The sequence below is a fragment of the Pseudomonas sp. Root71 genome (assembly GCF_001429045.1).
Lineage (GTDB): Bacteria > Pseudomonadota > Gammaproteobacteria > Pseudomonadales > Pseudomonadaceae > Aquipseudomonas > Aquipseudomonas monachiensis.
In genome coordinates, this window is sequence record NZ_LMHY01000026.1 from 86,211 (window position 1) to 109,735 (window position 23,525).

Genomic DNA, 23,525 nt, shown 5'->3' on the forward strand with positions numbered 1-23,525 from the left:
GATCGGGGGATTGGGGTTTACTTACGCGCCACAATCACCGCCCGCATCGGCGCCGGCAGCCCTTCAACGGTCTTGCTGTGATCCTCTGGATCGAGGAAATCACTGAGCGACTGATACTTCATCCACTCCGTCCCGCGCTGTTCCTCGACCGTGGTGGTGCTGACGTCCACGCACTTCACATCCGTGAACCCGGCACGGCGCAGCCACAGCTCCAGCGCCGGCACCGACGGCAGGAACCACACATTACGCATCTGCGCGTAGCGGTCTTCCGGTACCAGCACCTGATGCTTGTCGCCTTCGACCACCAGGGTTTCCAGCACCAGTTCCCCGCCCTTGACCAGGCAATCCTTCAGCGCCAGCAAATGCTCGATGGGCGAACGGCGGTGGTAGAACACCCCCATGGAAAACACTGTGTCGAAACCTTCGAGGTTCGGCGGCAGGTCTTCGAACGGGAAGGGCAGGTGCCAGGCATTCGGCTCGGACAGGTAGCGTTGTACCGCCTGGAATTGGCAGAAGAACAGCCAGTTCGGATCGACACCGATCACGCTGTTGGCGCCGGCGCCGAGCATGCGCCACATGTAATAGCCGTTGCCGCAGCCGACATCGAGGATGCGCTTGCCCTTCAGGTCCAGGTGCGGGGCGACCCGCGACCATTTCCAGTCCGAGCGCCATTCAGTGTCGACGTGCACGCCGAACAGGTCGAACGGCCCCTTGCGCCATGGCGACAGGCCCATCAGCGCGGTGCGCATCTGTGCGCGGGTTTCTTCGTCGCAATCGGTGTCCAGTTTCAAGCCATTGAGCAAGTCGACTTCGCTCGGCTGGATCTTCGGCAGGGCGTCCAGCGCGCTTTGCCAGCGCTCCAGGTCGCCGTGGCCCTTTTCCATTTTCTTGTCGAGTTGCGCTTGCAGGGTGTTGGCCCAATCGGCCAGCGGAGTACCGGCCAGACGGCGGGCGAGGGGAGACAGATCAATCATGGCAAGGCAATCAACGAGGCAAAGTTAAGACACTGGAACCACGGCACGACTTTCGAGAACCCGGCGGCCAGCAGGCGTTCGCGGTGTTCTTCGAGGCTGTCGGGCTTCATGACGTTTTCGATGGCGCTGCGCTTCTGGGCGATTTCCAGCTCGCTGTAGCCGTTGGCGCGTTTGAAGGCAATGTGCAGGTCGGTGAGCAACGCGTGCTCCTGCTCGTCTTCGAAGCGCAGTTTTTCCGAGAGGATCAGCGCACCACCGGGCAACAGCGACTGACGGATGCGCGACAGCAACGCCGTGCGTTGGTCCGGGGCGATGAATTGCAGGGTGAAGTTCAGCGCGACCACCGAGGCCGGCTGGAACTCCAGCGCGAGGATATCGCCCTCGATCACTTCCACCGGCAGCAACTCCTGGAACATCGAATCCTGCCCGTTGAGGTACTCGCGGCAGCGTTCGACCATGGCCGCGGAGTTATCCACAGCAATGACGCGGCAACCGTCGGTGCGCACATGCCGGCGCAGGGCCTGGGTCACGGCCCCCAGGGACGAGCCCAGGTCGTACAACACGCTATTGGGCTGGGCGAACTGGGCAGCGAGCACGCCGAGGTTTTCGACAATGGTCGGATAACCCGGTACCGAGCGCTTGATCATGTCCGGGAACACCCGCACCACGTCTTCGTTGAAGGCGAAGTCAGGCACCTGGGCCAAAGGCTGGGCGAAAAGGCGATCGGGTTCTTTGCTCACGGCGGTTCCAGCGGTGTAGTTGGAAAAGGCCGGCATTTTAGCCAAGTTGGCGCGGGGATGCGCGGGTTGTCTGATAAACCGCCAAATCAAAAGATCGCAGCCTGCGGCAGCTCCTACCCTGGGAATGCGATCCCTGTAGGAGCTGCCGCAGGCTGCGATCTTTTTCTCATGCTGATTGCGTTTTTTTGCTGAAAGCCGAGGCAGTGATACCCCATTGCCCCAGCCAGTAACTGAGGATGATCACATAAGGCGCCGCATCAAACGGCGCCACAAACCGGCTGATGCCAATCACGCTGTCGGAGAACACGAACGCCACTGCGCCCGCCGCCGCCAGCAGCGCCGAACGCTTGGGCACGTCGGTCCCGAGTCGGGCCAGGGCGCGCCAGAGCATGGCGCTGATCGCCGTGCCATAGACAATCACGGGCACCAGCAATGGGCCGAGGCCGTTGGAAATCAGAATCCCCAGCAAGACGGCGCCGACACCGAGGGCCAGCACCAGCGGCAGCACGGCCAGGCGTCGGCAATCGCTCAGATAAGCCTTGAGATAAGCCAGATGCGCGACCAGAAACGCGCCCAGCCCAAACACAAACAAATCCCCCGGCCAGGCCAGCAACACATCGCCGACCAGGGAAAAAATCAACCCCAGGCTGATCCAGCGCCGATATTCGCCGGGCGCTGCGTCGTGCAGCCAGCCGAGCAGGGCCAACACCGGCAGCGGCTTGACCAGCAGGCACAGCAATGACGCATGCACGCTCAAGCCATAAAGGAAGGTCACCGCGCCCATCAGCGCCAGAATCAGCCAGCCCACGGTCAGTTGACCGAGATCGCGCAGTCGAACGAATCCACCGGCAGCACTTCCGGCGCCCATGGTTGTTGCGAAGTTAAACGCAAACGCCCGCTGCCGGGCGCAAAAGCCTGAAAGCGCCAGGTCGAGACCCCGGCCGCGCCGACGATGCCGGCATCTTCCGGATTTCGATAAACCTCTGGCCCCAGGGGGTGCAGTACGCCGCCGGCCGAATCCTGGATCGCCCAGCGATAGCCCGTGGTCGGATTGCTAGGCAGGGTCAGGATCAGGTTTTGCCCGTTGCTGAGCCGCACCGGACATTCGCTTTGTTTTTCCACGGTCACGTTGTGTGCAGGTTGCGTGGCGCATCCGGCCAGCAAGGCGAGGGCGAGGGGGGCAAGCAGGCGAATGGGGGACATGGATTCAGGGGCTCCGGCGTTCACGACGAACGGCGAGCATAACCGAGATGAGACAAAGTGTGACAGTCAGCCTGGACAGTGGTGTCAGGACTGACGCCTTCGCGGGCAAGCCCGCTCCCACAGGTAATTGAGTCGGTCACAAAACTTGTGTGCACCCTCAATCCCTGTGGGAGCGGGCTTGCCCGCGAAGACGGCAGTACAGGCGCTACACGAGCATCAGAACAACACCTTCGCCACATCCGCAAAGCGCTTGGCAAAGTGCACGGTAATGCCTTCCTTCAGATACTCCGGCAGCTCCTCGAAATTGCCCTGGTTGGCCTCCGGCAGAATCAGTTCGAAAATCTTCTGCCGCCGCGCCGCAATCACTTTTTCCCGCACGCCGCCAATCGGCAGTACATGGCCGGTCAACGTCAGTTCGCCGGTCATGGCCACGCCTTTTTTCGGCGGCTGGTTGCGCGCCAGCGATAGCAGGGCGCTGGCCATGGTCACGCCAGCGCTCGGGCCGTCTTTCGGGGTGGCGCCTTCCGGCACGTGCAGGTGAACGAAGGCTTCGTCGAAGAACTTCGGATCGCCGCCAAAGGACTTCAGGTGCGAGCTGACGTAGCTGTAGGCGATTTCCGCCGACTCTTTCATCACGTCACCCAACTGCCCGGTGAGCTTGAAGCCACGGTTGAGGGTATGGATGCGCGTGGCTTCGATCGGCAAGGTGGCGCCGCCCATGCTGGTCCAGGCAAGGCCGGTGATCACGCCGACACCCGACAGCACCTGCTCGTTGCGGAACACCGGTTTGCCGAGGGACGTTTCGAGGTCTTTCGGGCCGAGCTTGATCACCGCCTTTGGGTCGTCGAGCAGTTTCATCACCGCTTTGCGCACCAGTTTGCCGAGGTTTTTTTCCAGCTGGCGCACGCCGGCTTCACGGGCATAACCGTCGACCAACGCCTTGAGCGCACTGTCGGTGATGCTCAGGCTGCCCTTGGACACACCGGCTTTCTCAAGCTGCTTGGGCCACAGGTGACGCTTGGCGATGGCGACTTTTTCTTCGGTGATGTAGCCCGACAGACGAATCACTTCCATCCGGTCCAGTAACGGGACAGGGATCGAGTCGAGAGTGTTGGCGGTGCAGACGAACAGCACCTTCGACAGGTCCATCCGCAGGTCCAGATAGTGGTCGAGGAACTCGACGTTCTGCTCCGGATCAAGGGTTTCCAGCAGTGCCGAGGCCGGGTCGCCCTGGTAGCTCTGGCCCATCTTGTCGATCTCGTCGAGCATGATCACCGGGTTCATCACTTCGACGTCTTTCAACGCCTGAACCAGTTTGCCCGGTTGTGCGCCGATGTAGGTGCGGCGATGACCCTTGATCTCGGCTTCGTCGCGCATGCCGCCAACGCTGAAGCGGTAGAACGGCCGGCCCAGGGATTCGGCGATGGATTTGCCGACGCTGGTTTTACCAACGCCCGGCGGGCCGACCAGCAGCACGATGGAGCCGCTGATTTCGCCTTTATAAGCGCCGACTGCGAGAAATTCGAGGATGCGGTCCTTGATGTCGTCCAGGCCAGAGTGGTGTTTGTCCAGCACCTTGCGCGCGTGCTTGAGGTCGAGTTTGTCCTCGCCGTACACGCCCCAGGGCACCGAGGTCGCCCAGTCGATGTAATTGCGGGTCACCGCATACTCCGGCGAGCCGGTTTCGAGGATCGACAGCTTGTTCATTTCCTCTTCGAGGCGTTTCTGCACCTGCGTCGGCAGGACTTTGCCCACCAGCCGCTGCTCGAACTGTTCGAGGTCGGCACTGCGGTCGTCCTTGGTCAGCCCCAGCTCCTGCTGGATGACCTTGAGTTGTTCCTTGAGGAAGAACTCGCGCTGATGTTCGCCGATCTTGCGGTTAACTTCGGCGGAAATCTCTTTTTGCAGGCGCGCGACCTCGACTTCCTTGCGCAGCATCGGCAGGACTTTTTCCATGCGCTTGAGCATTGGCACGCAGTCGAGCACTTCCTGCAGCTCGCTGCCGGTGGCCGATGTCAGCGCGGCGGCGAAGTCGGTCAGCGGCGACGGATCGTTGGGGCTGAAGCGGTTGAGGTAGTTCTTCAGCTCTTCGCTGTACAGCGGGTTGAGCGGCAGCAGTTCCTTGATCGCATTGATCAGCGCCATGCCGTAGGCCTTGACCTCGTCGGTCGGCTCGGTGGGCTGGTGCGGGTATTCGACTTCCACCAGGTACGGCGGGCGGTGATGCTTGAGCCAGGTCTTGAGGCGGACGCGGGTCAGGCCCTGGGCGACGAATTGCAGCTTGCCGTTTTCGCGGCTGGCGTGGTGCACCTTGACCAGGGTGCCGTAGAGCGGCAGGGCCGAGGTGTCGAAGTGGCGCGGGTCTTCCTGGGGCGTGTCCATGTAGAACAGGGCCAGGGAGTGGTGTTCGGACTTGGCCACCAGGTCCAGGGTTTCGGCCCACGGTTCTTCGTTGACGATGACCGGCAGCACTTGGGCCGGGAAGAACGGGCGATTGTGAATCGGGATGATGTAGACCTTGTCCGGCAGGTTCTGGCCAGGCAGGGCCAGGCCTTTACCAGGTTTGTGCTGTGTGGCGTTTTCCGGATCGGCGTATTCGCTCGGGTCTTCGGGGAATTCCTGCTGGTCGCTCATGGGGGTACCTGCGCAATGGGTATGGGTCTTAGATGGGGCAGGTTGGCGGTGGTTTCAACGGTCATTTTCTGCAATGCCGTGTTTCGAAGGCGTGTTCAGCGCAGAGACAGGTTAGCTGAACCATGGCCGTGCGCGGTCAAAATGTGGGAGGGCGATGTGGCACAAAAAAGGCGACGTCCTCACGGGCGTCGCCTTTGGTTTTACTGCCGCGAAAACTTACTCGGACAGTTTGTACGCAATCACATAGTCACCCATCTTGGTGCCCAGTGAGCCGTGGCCACCGACGACCAGCAGCACGTACTGCTTGCCGTCCTTGCCGGTGTAGGTCATCGGCGTAGCCTGACCGCCAGCCGGCAGGCGCGCTTTCCAAAGCTCGCTGCCGGTGTTGACGTCATAGGCGCGCAGGTATTGATCCAGCGTGCCGCTCAGGAAGCCGACGCCGCCGGCGGTGACCATCGAGCCACCCATGCTTGGCACGCCGAGTGGCAGGCCGATAGGCAATGGCGAGCTGTCGCGGCTGGTGCCGTTCTTGCGTTTCCACACGACTTTGCCTGTGGTCAGGTCGATGCCGGCCACGTAGCCCCAGGCCGGAGCCTGGCACGGCACGCCGAGCGGCGACATGAACGGGTGCATGATCACCGCGTAAGGGGCGCCCGTGTTCGGTTGCACGCCTGCGGTTTCGCTTTCGCGCTTGCTGTCGGCCGCGACTTCGGCGCGAGGCACCATCTTCGAGACGAAGGCCATGTAGTTCGGGCTGGTGAACAGCATCTGGCGAACCGGGTCGACCGAAACGCCGCCCCAGTTGAAGACGCCGACGTTACCCGGATAGATCAGGCTGCCCTGTTCCGACGGCGGGGTGTACTGGCCTTCGTAGCGCAGTTCCTTGAACTGGATGCGGCACAGCATCTGGTCGAACGGGCTGGCGCCCCACATGGCTCTTTCGGTCAGTTCCGGGGCCAGCAGGTTCAGGTCCGAACGGGCCTGGGTCGGCGCGGTGTGGTCACCTTTCACGGCGCCTTGCGGAGCCGGGATTTCCTTGATCGGGATGATCGGCGTGCCGTCACGACGGTCGAGGACGTACAGGCTGCCTTGCTTGGTCGGTTGGATCACAGCTGGCTTGATGCCGTCGGCGGTTTTCATGTCCAGCAAGGTTGGCTGGCTGCCGACGTCCATGTCCCACAGGTCATGGTGAGTGAACTGGTAGTTCCAGCGCACCTTGCCGGTGGCCAGGTCCAGTGCGACCAGGCCGGCGCTGAACTTCTCGGCGCCCGGGGTGCGGTTCGCGCCCCACTGGTCAGGGGTCTGGTTGCCCAGTGGCAGGTAGACCATGCCGAGTTTTTCGTCGACGCTGGCCAGCGACCACATGTTGGCCGAGTTGCGGCTGTAGTGTTCGCCCTCTGGCAGCGGTTCGGTCGCGTCGGGATTGTTGCTGTCCCAGTTCCATACCAGATGACCGTCGTGTACGTCAAAGGCACGGATCACGCCGGATGGCTCGTTGGTCGACTCGTTGTCGGTGACGTGGCCGCCCATGATCACCAGGTCACGGGTGATCGCTGCCGGCGAGGTGGAGTAGTAGCCACCGGGGGTGAACGGTCCGATGCCTTGAGTCAGGTCAACCACGCCGTTTTTACCGAAACCTTCGCAGACCTTGCCGGTGTCGGCATTGAGTGCGATCAGGCGTGCATCGGCGGTTGGCAGGTACAGACGACGCGGGCAGGCCTGGGCGACGGCTTTGCCGGCCTCGGAAATCACTGCCGAAGCAGCGTTTTCAGACTTGGCGTAGGCTGCTTCGTCGTAGTACGACACGCCACGGCAGGTCATGTGGGCGAAGCCCTTGAAGCCCACCGGGCTCTTGATCTGCGGGTCGAAACGCCACAGTTCCTTGCCGGTGTCCGGGTCCAGCGCCAGCACCTTGCTATGGGCCGTGCAGGCGTAGAGCATGCCGTTGGCCTTGAGCGGGGTGTTTTCGTTGGTCAGTTCCACCGGGTCATCGGCGGTCGGCAGATCGCCGGTCTGGATACGCCAGGCTTCTTGCAGCTTGCCGACGTTGGCCGGGGTGATCTGCTTGAGCGGCGAGTAGCGGTCACCGAATTCGCTGCGGCCATAGGCCTGCCAGTCGCCTTCGGGCATCTGCGGCGCGGTGCTGGTCATGTCTGCGGTATCGCGGCCCAGTTCGCCCAAGGTCTCGCCCGGATGGGTGAACTGGCTGGCCACGGCGGTGGCGCCTGCCAGGACCACGGCCACGCCCAAGGCGCCGGTGCCCATGGGGGCAGGGCCGTTGATCAGCAATGGACGACGGAACCACGGCAGCAGCATCACCACACCGAGGGCGAACCACAGCGCCAGGCGCGGCACCAGTTGCCACCAGTCCAGGCCCACTTCCCACAGCGCCCAAACGGTACTGGCGAACAGCACCAGTGCGTACAGGCCCAGCGCCGCACGACGGGCGGCGATCAGCAAGACACCGCTCAGCGCGATGCCGATACCGGCCAGCAGGTAATACAGCGAGCCGCCGAGCATGCTCAGCTTGATTCCCCCGGCCAGCATGGCCAGGCCCATCAGTAGAAGCAGGATGCCGAGCAGGGTCGGCAACAGACGGCTTCGACCCAAGGCACTATCAGTGCTCATAGTGTGATTCTCCGTGATGTTTCATAGAGTCCCGCGCAAGTTCACTGTAGATGACGATCCGGCGCGGGCGTGGTTCAGATAAAAGCTGTTGGGTTCACGCAATCCCTTGTGGGAGCGGGCTTGCTCGCGAAAGCGGTGGTTCAGGCAGCACAAATGTTGGCTGTGATGACGCCTTCGCGAGCAAGCCCGCTCCCACAGGGTTTTGTGGTGTTTTTTAGAACGAGGACTGGACCTTGATCCCGCCGATCAGCGCGTCATCGACCTCGTTCACGCCACCGGGATGGCGGATGTATTGCAGGTTCGGGCGCACGGTCAGCCAGTGGGTCACGTGCACGCCGTAATAGAGTTCGGCGCTGTATTCGGTGTCCTGGGGCGGCAGGTAGGACGGATTGTCGTAGTCGAAGACGACATTGGCCTGGTTGGTCGCCTCGGCGTTCTTGCGATAGGCCGGGTTGACGTGGACGCGGGCCATGGCAAAGCCGATGTCGTCCCGGGTGCGCGTGTCGAACGGGCCTTTGTAGACGAGGCCGGCCTGGACGTAGTTGTCGATGGCGTTGGTCTTCTTGTCGTGCATCGTGCCGTTGGCGAACAGGCTCAGGCCACGGGAGTGGTCGCTGGCGATACTGGTGACTTGCTGCTGAAGACCCAGCCACACGCCGTGTTTGCTCGACGCGCTGCGGTAGGCTTCGCCGCTCAGGGCGGCAGGCTGGCCATTGCTGTCCTTGTAGACGTCGGTGGCGCTGGCGCTGCTGTAGTAGTAACCGGCGCGGTATTCACCCGGCAGGCCGTTGAGTTTCGGCGTCCACACCAGCTCCACCGGCACGACCGCGCCCTGGGTGCCGCTGCCGCTGAGCTTGAAGCCGTTGTCGCGGTCAAGGTTCGACGGGTTCTGTTCGTACGCGCCAACCTGTGCATAAAGCTCAGGCGTCAGGTGATATTTGACCCGCATCGCCCACTGGCTGACCGGCCAGTTGTACCAGATGTCGCCCGCCCAGTTGCCGACCTGGGAACCGCAGAACGCCAGGTTCTGGAAGTCGCAGGGGAAGCTGTTGAAGTCTTCGCCTTCGCCGAATCGGCCGACCTTGATGTCGAGTTTTTCATCGAGGAATTTCTGCTGGTACCACATCTGCGTCAGGCGCCAGGTCTGGCCGCGGCCCCAGACTTCCTGGGCCGAGGTGAAGCCGCCGACACGCGGGTCGTTGATGCGGTCGTTGCTGATGTTGTTGCCGCTGCGTTCGGTGATGGTCAACTGGAACTCGGCGTCGTCCCAGCCGAGGATCTTCTGCAAGTCCAGGTGAGTGCCCAGGCCGAACTGGTCGCTGTAGCGCGCCGTGCGGTCGTGGTCGTAGCCGCCGTGAAGATTGCTGCCCATTTCACCGGTGTAATCGACTTTGAAGTCGTAGCCTTTTTCCGCGAGTTCTGTGCGAGTGCCATTCCAGTCACCGAGCATCCACGGTGAATCGCTATCGAAGGCAGGTGCCGCCTGAACGCAGGAGGCAAGGCCCAGCGCGGTGAGGCCACCGATCAGGGGCAGGATGTTTCGCTGGGCAGCAGTTGCAAAGACAGCGCTGTCTCGCAAAGATTTAAAGTCAGGCATAGAGACGGAGTTCTTGATCTTTTTCTGGGGGATAAACGGAAAGCAGCAGGCGTGAAGCGAAAGCAGAAGCGTTTCAGCAGGCAGCGGGGTGCAAGGATAATGTTCTGTTACAAATAGAGAAAGTGCTTTTGCTGACATGCATCGTTTCGGATTTGGTAACAGTGACAAAAGATCGCAGCCTGCGGCAGCTCCTACAGGATACGGATTCCAATATAGGAGCTGCCGCAGGCTGCGATCTTTTCCGTTTCACCTACATTTAACGTAAGGTGCGCGGCTTCCAATTCCCACTCTGCTCGAAGGCCCGGCATGACCGAACACAATACCGATCCGTTGCATGGCGTGACGCTGGAACAGATCCTCAACGCGCTGGTTGAACACTACGAGTGGTCGGGGCTGGCCGAGCGCATCGATATCCGCTGCTTCAAGAGCGAACCGAGCATCAAGTCGAGCCTGACGTTCCTGCGCAAGACTCCGTGGGCGCGGGAGAAGGTCGAACGCCTGTATGTGAAGTTGATGCGCACCAAACGACCGCTTTGAACATGGCCGACCCGTCTGCGTTACGCCGTCGTTTTGTGGCCGTGGCTGCCATGCTCGGCTGGGCGGGATTGAGCATCCAGATGTACCTGATTTTCCATTCGCGCTGGACGCTGGGCGCCAGCCTGATCGGCGGGCTGGTAAGTTTTTTCAGCTATTTCACCGTGCTGAGCAACACCCTGGTGGCGACCGTGCTGACCTGTGAATGGACATCCCGCGAGTCAGCCGCGCGGCGCTGGTTCCTGCAGCCTTGGGTCAGCAGTGGCATTGCCGTGAGCATCGCGGTGGTGAGCCTCGCCTACAACCTGCTGCTGCGCCACTTGTGGCATCCCGAGGGCTGGCAATGGCTGGCCGATGAGCTGTTGCACGACATCATGCCGTTGCTATTCCTGGGCTATTGGTGGCGTTGTGTGCCCAAGGGCACATTGCGCGTGTGGCATATCGCGCTGTGGGTGATTTATCCGCTGCTGTATTTCGCCTATTCACTGTTGCGCGGGCATCTGCTGGCGGTTTACCCGTATCCCTTCGTGGATGTGGACAAACTGGGTTATCCACAGGTGTTCATCAATGCCGGCGGGTTGTTGGTGGGTTTTGTGGTGATTGCGTTGCTGGCGATCGGGCTGGATCGGTGGCGGGCTCGGAAGTGAGCAACCATGGAAAGTTTGAGCACCTTTGTGGCGAGGGAGCTTGCTCCCGCTCGGCTGCGAAGCAGTCGTAAAATCTGTTCATTGGGTTTTTCAGATAAAACCAAGTAGCAGGTTTTGGCACTGCTGCGCAGTGCAACGGGAGCAAGCTCCCTCGCCACAGAACATCCGGCCCACCTATGGATGATCTTTATTCTTCGCCGTAGTCAGCCAATTTCCAGTAACCCACCGCCTTGACGAACTGCTCGTCCAGCCCGTGCTCATCGAGCAACACCCGGCGAATCTGCCGCGACACCTTGCTCTCGGTCGCCACCCACGCGTACAGGCTGCCGGCAGGCACCTGGATCTGGCGCACGGTGCTCAATAAATGATCTTTGCCACCTTCGCGCAGCACCCAGATCACATTGACCTCGGCCGCACTGTGCAGCACCTGCTGCTCCTTGCCGTTTTCCACTTCCACGATCACCAGCGCACGGCGGTTGGCCGCCAGGCCTTCCAGGCGCCGGGCGATAGCGGGCAGGGCGGTTTCGTCGCCGATCAGCAAGTAGCTGTCGAAGATGTCCGGGACGATCATCGAACCCCGGGGCCCGCCGATGTGCAGGAACTGCCCGGGTTGGGCCTGTGCCGCCCAGGTCGAGGCCGGGCCGTCGCCGTGCAGCACGAAGTCGATGTCCAGTTCCAGGGTGTTCAGGTCATAGCGGCGCGGGGTGTAGTCGCGCATCTCGGGCAGCGGACCGTTGTCCTTGCCGGCGCCCAGCACCAGGTTTTCCAGGGCCGCGGCCTGCTCGGCGTTCTGCGGGAACAACAGTTTGACGTGATCGTCCGTGCCCAGGCTGACGAAGCCTGCCAATTCAGGGCCACCCAGGGTAATCCGGCGCATGCGCGGGGTCAGGTCGACCACGCGTAACACTTCCAGGCGACGGCGTTTGATTTCGTGCATGACACGGTGAATGGTTGAGGCGATCACTTCAGTCATTCGGCGTTCTCCTGAACGGGTTGAACGGCGGGGCCGTCGACGATGGCTTTGGCGGTGTCGTTGAGCAGGTCGCGTACCCGCAGGATTTCGTCCGGGCTCCAGCGTCCATGGTGCATTTGCAGGGCGTGGCGCAGGTTATGCACAGCTTCGTGGATCTCTGCCGGACGATCATGGCCGCGCAGTGAACGCTTGCTGACGTCGATGCGCATGCGCACGCCATCCAGTGCTACAGCTTGCTCTTGCAGGAACAGACGTCCGGCATCGGTGATGGTGTAGCGTTTTTTTCCGCCTTCGGCGTCGCCCAGGATCAGTTCGCTTTCTTCCAGGAACGTCAGGGTCGGGTAGATCACGCCGGGACTGGGACAGTAGGCGCCGTCGAACATGCCTTCGATCTGGCGGATCAAGTCGTAGCCGTGGCACGGCTGTTCGGCGATCAATGCCGGCAGCAACAACTTCAGATCACCGGGGGCAAATACCCGGGGGCCGCGACCACCGCGTTCGCGGGCGGGACGTTTCTCGAAGCCGTCGCGGCCATCGCCGTGCTCACGGTGGGGGGAATGATGGTCTCTCATTTTCTGCTTTCTCTCGTCGTGTTTAGATACAACTTAAGATATATCTTAACGATCTGGCAACGGCTCCCGACCAACGGCATTCCCCCGCGTCGACCCTGGTTTGAAGGTCAAATCGAAAAAATAGTGCTTATTAGTACAGGTCAAACCTCCAGAATTAGTGTTAACTCTCTAATGTATTAGTTTGCTCCATTGTTTACTTGGGTTGTGGTATTGGTCTTACAGAAGTTGCTTTGCTAATATCTCGAGTGTCATGGCGGGCAGGGCGCCATTTGTAGTCTGTCTCTTACAGTCAAACATTGGGTTTGTAGTTGTTTTGGCTTTTTTCTTTCTGCGGTGATGGCACTCCGGCTACGCACTTGCAGGAACTTTCTTGCTTACTTTAAAGATAAATTGATTGATCATCTTTCGGCGTTGAAAGTTCAGCTGGGCAAATGGCTGCTCGTGACGGTTTTTGCTCGGCATGAACTTTCAATACGTCATCCTTTTAAAAACACAGGTACTGAAAGATGTTCAAGAAAATCGCGTTCGCTGCTCCCCTGGCTGTTCTGGCTCTGAGTTCTTCGATGGCGTTTGCCGCAACCGAAGCCCGACACAACATCAGTCTGGTTGCTACTGTCAATGCTGACGACTTCTATGCGGTGCCGGTTGACTCTGATCTGGTAAACAAGGATCAGGATATGAGCTACAACCCCTCTACCAATTCCATGAGAACCGTGGATGGTTTTTTTGATGTGCTTCATACCGCCGGCAAGGTCAACGCACGACTTGAAGGCATCCCGAAGCTGATTGCCGGTAACAAAAGCATCGACTTGAAAGTCGAGCTCAACGGCAAGGCTCTAACAACTACTTCACAGGAAGTTGTTGGTGATGAAGAGTCCAATACCCGTTATCGCGCACCCTTCAAAATCAGTGCGGTTACCACGCAAAAACCTGATGCAGGTGATTACACTGGCGTCGTGATGTTAGTTGTCGAGCCCTCGGTCTAAGTAATATCGGCGACGGCAATCCGTTTACTTATATCAAGTGACGTTCTCGGTCGGCAAACTTTCCGGTTTGTCGGCCGTGTTTGAACTCCTTTGCAATTAGAGAGCCCGTTCATGTTCCCGATGACGCCCATCGCGGCAGCGCTTGCGCTGCTGTTATGTAGCAGTGCATTTGCGGCGCCCACTTCCGTTGATAACACGCCGCGAAGTTTGCTGGCGCAGGCCAAGGGCTTGCCGGCCGAGTTCGAGGAGCATTTCTTCGATGTTCCCTTGGCGGTTCGGGTTGAACTCGATCAACTACCGCTGGGTGAGGCAATGATTGTGTTGTCCCGTGATGACCAGGTGACGCTGCTGGATTTCAACGACACCAGCGAAAGCCGTTTCAGCGCGAGTGAGCGTGATACCTGGGCCGATGTTCTCAAACCCGGTGTGACGCTGGGCACCTGCACGGGCCAATGCCCGGAGCAGATGCTGGCGGTTCACTACAACCTTGAAAATTCATTGCTGTCGATCGTCACTGAAAATGCCGAGCGCGACAGCGAAGCCAAGCGTTACTACGATCAGCCCGAAGGCGGCAGCAACGGCCTGATGGTACGTAACCAGCTCAACCTCAATGGCGGTCAGGATCAGGACCTGGGTGGTCGTTTCGGCCTGGAGGCCAGCGGCAGCCTGGGCAACTGGAGCCAGACCTTCAACATGCAACTGTCCCGTCTTGGCGGTCCGGACAACAAGACCTACCACGCAGTGCACGAGCTTTATAGCCAGCGTGAACTCGAAGGCCGTTTTTTCCGCCTGGGCTACTTCACCCCCAACTCCGAAGGCCTGACGCGCGAGCCCCGTTCGTTCGGCGCCAGCCCCGATACGGCGGTGGGCGTGATGTTCGGCAGTTCCGACAGCCTAGCGATCGATAGCCCGAAACCCAGCGTCTATCCGGTCTATGTCACGGCCAACCGACAGGGCTCCGTGGAAATTTACCGCGACGGCTTACTAATCAATACCCAATCGGTCCCGGCCGGTTTGCAAACCCTCGACACCCGTCCGTTGCCCGGTGGCATTTACGAGGTGGAAGTGCGGTTGATTGAAGACGGTCAAATCACATCGACCACCCAGGAATTGATTTACAAACCGAACAATTGGCGCAACCACGATGAGCGTTGGCGCTACAACCTGTTTGCCGGACAGGAAAGCAAACTGCTGAGTAACTGGGATGATCAGGACAGCGGCGATGCGACCGTGGGCGCCTCATTCAATTACTTGCTGCACCCGAGGGTGATACTCGGACTGTCGGCACGCCAGATCAGTGACAAGCTGCAGTACGGCAGCTCCATCGATTGGAGCCTGGCCAACAGCGTCAGCCTCTACGCCAACCTGTACCAGACCGAAGACCATGGTACCGGCGCCGACCTTCAAGGCTTGTATAACTATGGCGCCGGCAGTCTGGTGATTAGCCACAACCGCAGTTGGCTCGACACTACCAACACCTACGAAACATTACCCGACGGCACCCGCGTGCGTCAGCGCAATGTGTTCACCGGCCAGACCAGCAACTCTTCACTGGCGCTGAACCACCGGATCAGCCGCAAAAGCTCGCTCAACGCACGGGTGTCCCATAGCGAGGGCAACGTCGAAGGTGTCGGCGTGGACCTGGGCTGGACGCAACGCACCGTTCTGTTTGGCAGCGATGCCAACTGGCGGCTCTCGCTGTTCGATCGTCCGGGCAGCTACAGCAGTGGTGATGCGCGTAATCGCGGGGTCGATCTGACCATCAACATGGCGCTCGGTGGCCCGGGGCAGCAGGTTTCCGGCAGCATCGGCAGCCGCACCGCCCGTGATGGCGGCCGTGATAACAACGCCTCCCTGGGGTGGCGAAAGGACCTGCAAGACCACGTGTTGCAGAGCGTATCGGTGACCGCGCTCACCGATACCTACGGTGTCGGATTGTCGAGCCTGGCGAACTTTCGCACCGATGCCATCAACGGTGACGGGTTTATCCAGCGTTCGTCCTTCAACAACAATTTCACCGGTGGTTTGAACCTCGACAGCACGCTTGTCGTTGGAGCGCAGCGCATGGCACTGACCAGTCAGCATCAAGGCCGCGGCGCCGGGATGATTGTCGATGTCGAGTCCGACATCGACGGCATCGCTCTGCGTGCCGACGACCTCAGCGGCGGCAGCGCTGCCTTGCGTCCCGGACGCAATTTCATACCGCTCACCGCTTACAAAAACAGCTCGGTGAGCTTCGACTTCGAAGGCAACGACGTCCCGGCGGCGAGCATTGAACCGGCACGCACGCGCTATCACCTGAACAAGGGGGGCGTGGAGTACCGCAAGATCCGGGTCATGAAAACCCTGACCGTGCTCGGCCGCTTGCTCGACCCGCAAGGACAGCCGCTCAAAGGCCATCACGTCATCAACCACGCCAGTCGTGGGGTCAGCGAAGTCGACGGCTTCTTCTCCATGGAAATGAATGCCGGCTCGCCCACCCTGGAAGTGCGTTACGCGGACCAGTTGCTGTGCCAGTTTCGCCTTGATGTCGACAAGCATCGCAGTGAAAACAACGTGCTGATGATCGGTGATCTGCGTTGTTCGCCGGACACGTTGGCGGATGCCACTTCCAACCGGCGCACGGCAGGTTGAGCGGCCCCGATTCCGATGTTCAAGAGAGTGTGATCATGAAACCTACGTCTACATGTTCCCGCCTGCTGCGGCGCAGTCGCTGGCTGGGGATGCTGGCCGTCGTCGCGGCGCCTTCGGCCCAGGCGGTGAATCAGGAGATCCGGGCGCTGTTCACCCCGGACTCTGCCAACCCGCAACGAAATCTGTTCGTTAATAAAACGCCGGTCAGTGGCTATTGTGCCGACTATCCCAGTGAATGCCGGGACAATGAGACCTTCAGCATTCGCCTGCCCATGCATTTCGAGTCGGCGAGACCCATGCAACCCAATGCGTCGCCGCGCAACAGTGCGATGTTCAGCATTCCGGCCCTGTGGCGTCCGTTAACGGTGACGAACAGGGAAACGGGCGAAACGGAAACCGTCGAGGTGCGTATTGCCGGTTTTGGTTCCCGATACATACTCAGTGATACCGCGGTCAATCTGACAGGTGCCGCGACAGCCATTGAAGGGCATCGGGCCTTATGGGGCGGTCCGGGGGGAGGCTGGGTGAACGCGGCACCTCCCTGCACCTACAGTGGTGTGGGAATGTATTCGGACAACTACTACCGGTTCTTCTGGAAGACTCCGGTACAAGGGACTTGCGTCAAGACGGCGAGTTTTCCGATACCGGCCATGACTTATGACTACCTGGACTTCTCCTATGAACTTAAAACCCCCAATCCGCTGACGATGTCGTCCGGACTTTATACGGGGGACTTGAGTTATCGCATTGGTCCCGGTGGTGACTTCGACATGGGCGATGTGATGTTGCCGACCGACCGCGATTTGACTCTGAATTTTGTGCTGGATGTACAGCACACCCTCAAGGTCGACATCCCCCCCGGCGGCGAGAAAGTCCAACTGGTCCCGGCGGGCGGTTGGCAAAGCTGGTTGCAGGCGGGGCGCAGGCCTGTGCGTTTGTTTCGGGACCAGACGTTCAATATCTCCGCATCTTCGCGCTTCAAGATGCTACTGGAGTGTGAACTCGGTGGTTTTCCCTACGACTGCGTGATTCACGATCCGGTGTCCAAGCGATCGGTCGAATTGCAAGTCAGCGTCAGTCTTCCAAACGGGTTGACCGATCTCGCGGGGCAACCGGTCAAGCGCCGGCGACTCAGGGTTGGACCGGCCAATGCGCAGCAATTTCAACCTGGTTTTTATGTAGATCGGGCGCCGGGAATTCTGCACTTCGAGATCCCGCCACAACAGATGGAGTTCATGTTGCAACCCGGTGTGGCGTCCACCTATCGCGGCAAAGTTACCGTGATCTGGGATTCGGAAGTCTGATGGCCCGCGTATCGATGGCGCGTGTCCGATTTGTGTTCTATGTGATGAGGTTCAAGAGTATGAAACGTTTGTGGGCACTGCTGGGTTTGAGCTGTTTTTCCCTGGCGGCTTTCGCCGGACCGCAAATCAACGTCGGAACGGTTTACGACTACCTCGACAGCGACAAGAGCACCTACCTCAAACGCGTGTTCAACAGCGGTGACAGCACGGCGTTCGTCAAGGTCAGTATCCTGGAAATCATCTACGACGCCGATGGCAGCCCTCGTGAAATTCCGGTCAAGACCCAGGCGGATGGCAGCGGTCGGGATGGCTTGATGGCCAGCCCCGCGCGACTGATTGTGCCGGCCAAGGGCATGCAGGGCACGCGCCTGTTGCACATGGGGGCTCGTGACACCGAGCGTTATTTTCGCGTGCGCTTCGTGCCGGTGGTGCCGGAGAAAGAAGACGAATTCGCCGTGTCGAGTGAAGAGCGCGATGCCTATAAAGAGAACTTGTCGGCGGGGGTCAACGTGATGACCGGGTTTGGCACGGTGTTTTTTGTCCGGCCGAAAAACAGTCGCTTCGACAGCGTGATCGATGACAGTCCCGGCATTTACCGGCTGCGCAACAATGGCAATACCGTGGTGCTGATCGATGAATTTCGCAACTGCTCGCTGAAAAACGAAAGCGAGTGTGAGCCGACCACCAAGCACCACGTTCTGGCCGGTAAAACCTTTGAGTTCGAGAAAAAGCCCGGCCGAGAGTATCGCTTCAACCTGGTGGAAGGCGCATCGAAAAAAACGCTGCGCATCGCCAGCCAGTAATACCGGGAGGGGCGAGTCACCTTGGCTGGCTCGCGGTATTTTTTGACGCAACAGGTACCTGACATGATCAAGCAATCGACCATCGCGGCGTGGATGAGCGTGATGGCGCTGATAAGTACCCAGGCTTTTGCGGCCCGGGAAGAGCGCACGTCGAGGTGTCGGTGGATATCCCGACGCTGGGGTTTTACATCATTCCGGCCGAGTCGAACTGGATACACCTTGAACAGACGTTAGCGTGGAACATCCATACGAAGACATTGGAGGGGCTGCGCAAGAATTTCGACGTCAAGCACGACACCAGCGCGATTGAAGCACGGTTGGAAGCAGAGCCTTACCTGTCCAACGGGCGTGACGATCAGAACATCTATTTGCGCGTCAGCTTCAATGGCAAGGAGTTGAGCCATGACCCACAGCCACGGGAAGTGCTGACTGCCGCGCAAGCAATCGCCGGTGGCCGCTTTCCCTTGGAGATCGTGCCGAAAGTGCCTGCCGGTGGATACAAACCGGGGGTTTATTACGGCAATGTGCAACTGATATTCATCGCCGCTGCACCTTGATGTGCGGCAGCCTGACAAGTCAGGCTGCCTTTGGCTTGCTTTATGACTTTTATTGGCCGGCTTTGCGCAGAGCCTCTCGGGTCAGTTGTCTCGCCAGCTGTTTCTCCTCGTCACCCAGATCGACGAGGAAGCGATCGAAGTCAGATTCGCTGATCGGCTCATCGGCAAAGACTACGGTCTCTGGGACGGGCAGATCGTTGATGAGCTCCCTGAGCCGGTTGCGCAGTTCGGCTTTCTCAACGTCCGACGTCGACTCGAGCCACTGACGCTGGGTTGTGCGCAGTTCCTCCAGTTTCTCGTATTTGCTCTGGTAGAGAAGTTTGTTCGTCTGCGTTTCAACAGGCCAGGTTTCACGCAGATAACTCTCCCAGAAGTCCTGTTCAAGCATTGTGTTGATCAGGCCGTCGCCTTCACCCAGAGCCAGCACCGTGTTATACGCCTCATCGATCATGGCGTCAGTAACGCCGGCAACCGGTCGATACAGCATGCCTTCGGATTGCCACGGCAAGTTCAACCGCGAGGCGAGACCTGTCTGGTACGCCAGGTAGATTTCGACGTCATCAGGGGTGCCGCCACGACTGGCAACGTCAGCCCGGGCGATTTCGTTGACGTGCTCCAACCGTGCGGCACCTTTGGCAAGGGTCACCAGTTTGCGTTGAAGCTGCGCCGGATCGGTGGAGTACGAATAGGCCTCGGAGGCGAGCACGCGAATGCCCATGCTGTTGAACAACTGAGCACCGGCATCGGCACAATCGACCGGGGCAATGGCCATGGTGTAGAGCTGTTCGCGCAGCTGAGTGTCGATGTACACGGCATCGACCATGCGTGCCATACGCTGTACCAATTGCCGGCGAACAGGGCCACCAGCGGCAAAGTCCGACGAGCTTTCCTGTTTGAGCACGGCTTCAATAAACGCATGGGACCGGGGGGCGTCGGTCAGTTCCCGGAAAGAGACGACCCGTTCTACCCCAAACCCGGGTACATCGGCCCAATCATCGGCAGTGGCGCCGTAGTCCGTCGGGTGAGGAATCACCAGTGGCTCGGGAGGCAATCCAACTGAGCGACGAATCTCCTGGTATCGCAGTTGGTTCATCTCCGACAAATCACCGACGTTGAGTCGGGTGCGGGCAATGACCCAGGCTTCTGGCCTGCCGGGTACCACCTCGGGAATAACGCTGAGGGGATTGTCCCGCATATCCAGGAAAAACCCCCTTGGGCGGGTTTTGGCCAGGGTGCCGTCGGGCCAGGTGGCCAGGCCCGTGTTTTTCAAGGCTACGACCTTAAGTCTCGGCATACGACCAATGTCCGGTGCCATCGCCAGAGGGTTGCCTTCGAGCCTGAGTATTTCCAGGAAGGTCAGTTGCTTGAGTCGCAGGACTGCGCTGGCATCGAACACAATCTGGTTATCACTTAACTGCAGGCGTTCCATGCGGCGCATGTTCCTGATGCTGTCGGGTAGCCGCTTAAGGTCGCAGTTTCGGGCGCTGAGTTCGTGAAGATTTGGGAAGTCTTTCAGCAAGCCATTGAACTCGCTGGAAAAATAAGTTTTGTCGAGTTTCAGCACGTTGACTTTGTCGAGGAACTTTCTCAGCTCGGGAGGCCGCTTTGACCACCAGGTCTCCAGGTCCAGTGGCAGCATTTCTCTGGACAGGTCGAGCGCAAAGTTGTCCAGGTCGAGACGGCTGCCGAGTCCGGTTTTTTTGCGCTCGAAACATTCGATTAGGCGCTCGGCGATATGCTGTCCGCCGCCGTCACGAAACTCGTTGCTGCCAGGCCCCCACGTTTGCGGTTGCTGGTATTCCCAGCGGTTGAGAATGACGCGCAGTTCATCGAGTTCATCTTCGCATTGCTCAATGGCTCTCAGTGCATCGCCTCTAGCGATCAGGGCGTCGGCAAACGTGTCGACCTCATGCTCGCTGAAGTCCGAGTACAGGTCCTGAATGCGTTCGTGCAGGGTTTCGCCGGCTCTACTGGTGGAGGCGCCTCGCACCAGCAAGAGTGTCTCATGCTCGGCCACGGCGCGAATGGGAGGCGTGGCCAGAACCGCCCGGCGCTCGCTCGGTGTCTCGATCTTGGCGATGATCCAGTGCTTGAAGAACCCGACATCCCCCGCTCGATATCCAATCGCTCTGCGCCCATCCCGGCCCATGGCCTGGAGCAGGGCAGGAAGAAAATCATCGGCCGCATGGATCAGTTGGTCCTCGGTGTCGCGCACTTCGTATTTTCCGGATTCGTTGCGCACCATGACCCTTACTTGTGCTGCATCTTCGGGCCCTGCGCTGCATCGCAGTTCGCCGTCGAGCGCGCCCTGGCGGATTTCGATGCGTAGCTTGCCGAAGGTATCGGTTTGCATGCGCAAGGTGCCCAGCACCAGGCGTTCGGTATCACCACTGACCAAAGCGTTGTCGTACAGGCCATGGGCGGCGCGCACCGCCTGGGTCTCGAACTGGAGTTCCCGGGCCTGGCATCTCAGGCGCAAGGGCAGGCGTTTGTGCCGGGTCATCTGCTGGAGTTCCGACGGGGTGGCACCGGCGAAGATTTTTTCCGCGACGGGTTCAGGCAGTTCGGGATAATCGCTGAACAATGCAGCCATTTCAGGGGGTAACGCAGGATGCGGATTCACCGGTGCCCCCAGGCGTTGCAGGGTGTCGGTCAGCAAAGGCGGCGGCGGGGCGTGCTCAATGTGCATCCTGCGCAGTTCGGCCTCTTCAGTGCCGCTGATCTGACGGATCCGCTCCAGTTGCGTGTCGCTGAAGGCATCGGTTGTATGGCCCAGGCGTCGCATCAGTGTCGTGCCTTCCCACTCGCGCGGGTTCTCCGTTTCGCAGACCCAGGCACCCTGGCCGTTGTGTCGCAGGGTCGGTGCATAGGCATCGAACCGCTGCGGATGGCGTATGCGCTGTTGCCCGGTAACCGGGTCGTCCAGCACATCGAAGTGTTGATCGTTCAGGCGCAGAATTCGCTGGCCGTGATACTGGTGAATACCCTGTCCATCAGGCCGTGCATCCGCTGGCAAAACCACGTCGGCTTGATGATAAGGGCTCAGGTCAGGGTTCCACAGCCGTGTCTCGCCGTTTGCCAACTGCACCGGTTTCAGATTTTCGAAAAACGGCGAGAGCTTCGCTCGCGCGACATTGCCGATTGCGCCGCCCGCCGCAAATGTCCCCAACTGGATGACGCTTTCCAGCACGTTGATGGTCTGTTCCGCCGCCTCGGCAAAATGACCTTCGGCCAGGTCGACGATACCCTCGACCACTTCATCGGTCAGTTGATAGGCCGTGTAGGCCAGCATCAGTTCGCCCAGGCCGGGGACAAGTGGCGTCGCCACCAGCAGCGCGACGTTGAAAATGTCCGAGAGCATTTTTTCCAGGTTATCCCACCAGGCCCAGCGGGCCATGCGATCGGCGTACTCGGTGGAAATCGCGATTTCCCGCCCATCGTTGAGAATCTTGTTGAGCTTCTGTTGGTAGTAGTAGCCCCAAAGATCATTCTTGAAAACTGTCTCTCTGTCGGTCCTGACGCTCGACAGGCTGAACCTCAGGTCGGGGTTGGCCACGGGGGTTTCACGCCAACTGGGCAAGTTGGAGCCAGGTGGGGCCGGCTGCCATTTGATTTTACTCAGGCGATTATTGAGTCCGGCAAAGAACGGTCCGCGTTGCTGATGGGGCACGAACTGGCTGAAGTACTGTTGATAGCTTTTGCTGGAGGTGCCGTCGCGCAGCTGGCGTGTCAGCTCCGCCATGAAATCCAGCGTCGACGGGTACAGCTTGAGCGGATGCTCCGGATCATGGGGAACATACGCCAGGACCGGGACGGTGCTTGTCGAGGTGTATACATCGGGGGCAATCAGCACAATGCCAACCAGGCGCGTGTCCATCATCGACAGGTTGTAATAACCGACCGGCTGCCCGCGCCATTGCATTTTCAAGCGATCGTTGAGCATGCCTTGCACGACGTCATAGGCCTCTTGGTCGATGTCCTTTTTCATCAGGGCCATTTGTGCCGCAACATTCAACGCGCTTTTCTGACTGCCAATGACGATGTAACGCAGGTAGTTGCTCGCGACCCTGTTGGGCGACAGCAAAAACTCGTTCAGGTGCTGTTGGTATCTGGCACCGATGTTCAGTTCACGGCACAGTGATTTGAACTGATCGATGCTCAGTTTGTGCTTGAGGTGTTTGACCCAGAAATGCCCGCGAGCGTTAGGGCGGGTGATGAATTCGGAGTCTTGGTGAAACGACTCGTCGAGCGAAAAATTATGTACGGCGGCGTCCAGCAGCGAGACGGTTCGGCTGGTGGTACCGCCGGAAAAATCATGCACCCACCAGGATGTTTTCACCGGTGCATACAGTCGTAGCCAGGTCTGCTCGACATCGTCGTCGACGCCGAAGCGGTCTTTCAGCGCCTGTTGCAGGATGGGCCGGGCAAACGCGTAGACATCCTGCAACTCGCTCAGTGCGCGATCTACCTGGTTTTGCGCAGTCCAACTGAGCCTGATGTCATTTTTCAGTTTTTGCTGCAGCGCCCGGGTGGCTTCCCGTAGCGGGTCTGGAAGGATCACCCTGTCGGCTTTCAGTTCGTTGACACGAGCGATGGAAGTTTCTTTCAGCCAGTAAGGGATAGCCTGTTTGACCCGCTCAAAGTGGATACTTTTATCGGCCGGATCGTCGGCGAGCGAGTCTGGAGTTTTATCGGGGTTGGGCATTGTCTGATCGTCCGTTGATCAAAAATGGAACGAA

The 23,525-nt window shown here is 59.7% G+C and carries 16 protein-coding genes and 1 pseudogene; 7 read left to right on the forward strand and 10 right to left on the reverse strand.

Annotation, left to right across the window (positions count from 1 at the left end):
- Window positions 1-17: 17 nt before the first annotated feature.
- The 7 genes from cmoB to ASD95_RS18940 all read right to left on the reverse strand — a co-directional run bounded on the left by cmoB (window position 18) and on the right by ASD95_RS18940 (window position 9,776).
- Complete coding sequence (gene cmoB / locus ASD95_RS18910; RefSeq protein WP_056721170.1) at window positions 18-974, reverse strand: tRNA 5-methoxyuridine(34)/uridine 5-oxyacetic acid(34) synthase CmoB; 957 nt, start codon at window positions 972-974, stop codon at window positions 18-20.
- Window positions 971-1,750: a carboxy-S-adenosyl-L-methionine synthase CmoA gene (cmoA, locus tag ASD95_RS18915; RefSeq protein WP_177336452.1), complete on the reverse strand. Its 780-nt coding sequence runs from the start codon at window positions 1,748-1,750 to the stop codon at window positions 971-973. Before cmoA ends, cmoB begins: the two co-directional genes overlap by 4 nt.
- A gap of 130 nt (window positions 1,751-1,880) precedes the next feature.
- Entirely contained in the window at window positions 1,881-2,522 is a 642-nt protein-coding gene (locus ASD95_RS18920; protein ID WP_056721167.1) for a lysoplasmalogenase, read from the reverse strand.
- 2 nt (window positions 2,523-2,524) lie between these two features.
- Window positions 2,525-2,917: a protease inhibitor I42 family protein gene (locus tag ASD95_RS18925; RefSeq protein ID WP_056721165.1), complete on the reverse strand. Its 393-nt coding sequence runs from the start codon at window positions 2,915-2,917 to the stop codon at window positions 2,525-2,527.
- A gap of 216 nt (window positions 2,918-3,133) precedes the next feature.
- Window positions 3,134-5,551 (reverse strand): endopeptidase La, encoded by a 2,418-nt coding sequence (gene lon, locus ASD95_RS18930; protein ID WP_056721163.1) that lies wholly within the window; start codon window positions 5,549-5,551, stop codon window positions 3,134-3,136.
- A gap of 216 nt (window positions 5,552-5,767) precedes the next feature.
- A complete protein-coding gene (locus ASD95_RS18935; RefSeq protein WP_056721161.1) occupies window positions 5,768-8,179 on the reverse strand; it encodes a glucose/quinate/shikimate family membrane-bound PQQ-dependent dehydrogenase in 2,412 nt (803 codons plus the stop codon).
- A 214-nt stretch (window positions 8,180-8,393) separates the two neighbouring features.
- Window positions 8,394-9,776 carry a carbohydrate porin gene (locus tag ASD95_RS18940; protein ID WP_056721159.1) on the reverse strand — a complete coding sequence of 461 codons (1,383 nt, stop codon included), beginning with the start codon at window positions 9,774-9,776 and terminating at the stop codon, window positions 8,394-8,396.
- Between the two features lie 306 nt (window positions 9,777-10,082).
- Here ASD95_RS18940 and ASD95_RS18945 point away from each other — a divergent pair, with 306 nt between their 5' ends.
- Both ASD95_RS18945 and ASD95_RS18950 read left to right on the forward strand, forming a co-directional pair.
- Complete coding sequence (locus ASD95_RS18945) at window positions 10,083-10,313, forward strand: VF530 family DNA-binding protein (protein WP_046041003.1); 231 nt, start codon at window positions 10,083-10,085, stop codon at window positions 10,311-10,313.
- Window positions 10,314-10,315: 2 nt separating this feature from the next.
- Window positions 10,316-10,957, forward strand: a complete 642-nt coding sequence (locus ASD95_RS18950; RefSeq protein WP_056721157.1) for a Pr6Pr family membrane protein — start codon at window positions 10,316-10,318, stop codon at window positions 10,955-10,957.
- Between the two features lie 187 nt (window positions 10,958-11,144).
- Here the strand turns inward: ASD95_RS18950 and ASD95_RS18955 are convergent, their stop codons facing one another.
- Window positions 11,145-11,930: a siderophore-interacting protein gene (locus tag ASD95_RS18955; protein WP_056721155.1), complete on the reverse strand. Its 786-nt coding sequence runs from the start codon at window positions 11,928-11,930 to the stop codon at window positions 11,145-11,147.
- The gene (locus tag ASD95_RS18960; RefSeq protein WP_056721154.1) at window positions 11,927-12,502 is read right to left on the reverse strand and encodes a PadR family transcriptional regulator; all 576 of its coding nucleotides are present in this window, start codon (window positions 12,500-12,502) and stop codon (window positions 11,927-11,929) included. Before ASD95_RS18960 ends, ASD95_RS18955 begins: the two co-directional genes overlap by 4 nt.
- A gap of 506 nt (window positions 12,503-13,008) precedes the next feature.
- Here ASD95_RS18960 and ASD95_RS18965 point away from each other — a divergent pair.
- The 5 genes and pseudogenes from ASD95_RS18965 (at window position 13,009) to ASD95_RS18985 (ending at window position 18,786) form a co-directional block, all read left to right on the forward strand.
- A complete protein-coding gene (locus tag ASD95_RS18965) occupies window positions 13,009-13,488 on the forward strand; it encodes a CS1 type fimbrial major subunit (RefSeq protein WP_056721152.1) in 480 nt (159 codons plus the stop codon).
- Between the two features lie 111 nt (window positions 13,489-13,599).
- Complete coding sequence (locus ASD95_RS18970; protein ID WP_056721150.1) at window positions 13,600-16,122, forward strand: CS1-pili formation C-terminal domain-containing protein; 2,523 nt, start codon at window positions 13,600-13,602, stop codon at window positions 16,120-16,122.
- Window positions 16,123-16,211: 89 nt separating this feature from the next.
- Window positions 16,212-17,426, forward strand: a complete 1,215-nt coding sequence (locus ASD95_RS18975) for a hypothetical protein (protein ID WP_056722276.1) — start codon at window positions 16,212-16,214, stop codon at window positions 17,424-17,426.
- Window positions 17,427-17,485: 59 nt separating this feature from the next.
- On the forward strand, window positions 17,486-18,229 hold the full coding sequence (locus tag ASD95_RS18980) for a hypothetical protein (protein WP_056722274.1): 744 nt from the start codon (window positions 17,486-17,488) through the stop codon (window positions 18,227-18,229).
- 63 nt (window positions 18,230-18,292) lie between these two features.
- Window positions 18,293-18,786, forward strand: a pseudogene (locus tag ASD95_RS18985) (CS1 type fimbrial major subunit).
- A gap of 49 nt (window positions 18,787-18,835) precedes the next feature.
- Here the strand turns inward: ASD95_RS18985 and ASD95_RS18990 are convergent.
- Window positions 18,836-23,491 carry a dermonecrotic toxin domain-containing protein gene (locus ASD95_RS18990; protein WP_056721148.1) on the reverse strand — a complete coding sequence of 1,552 codons (4,656 nt, stop codon included), beginning with the start codon at window positions 23,489-23,491 and terminating at the stop codon, window positions 18,836-18,838.
- Window positions 23,492-23,525: the final 34 nt, after the last annotated feature.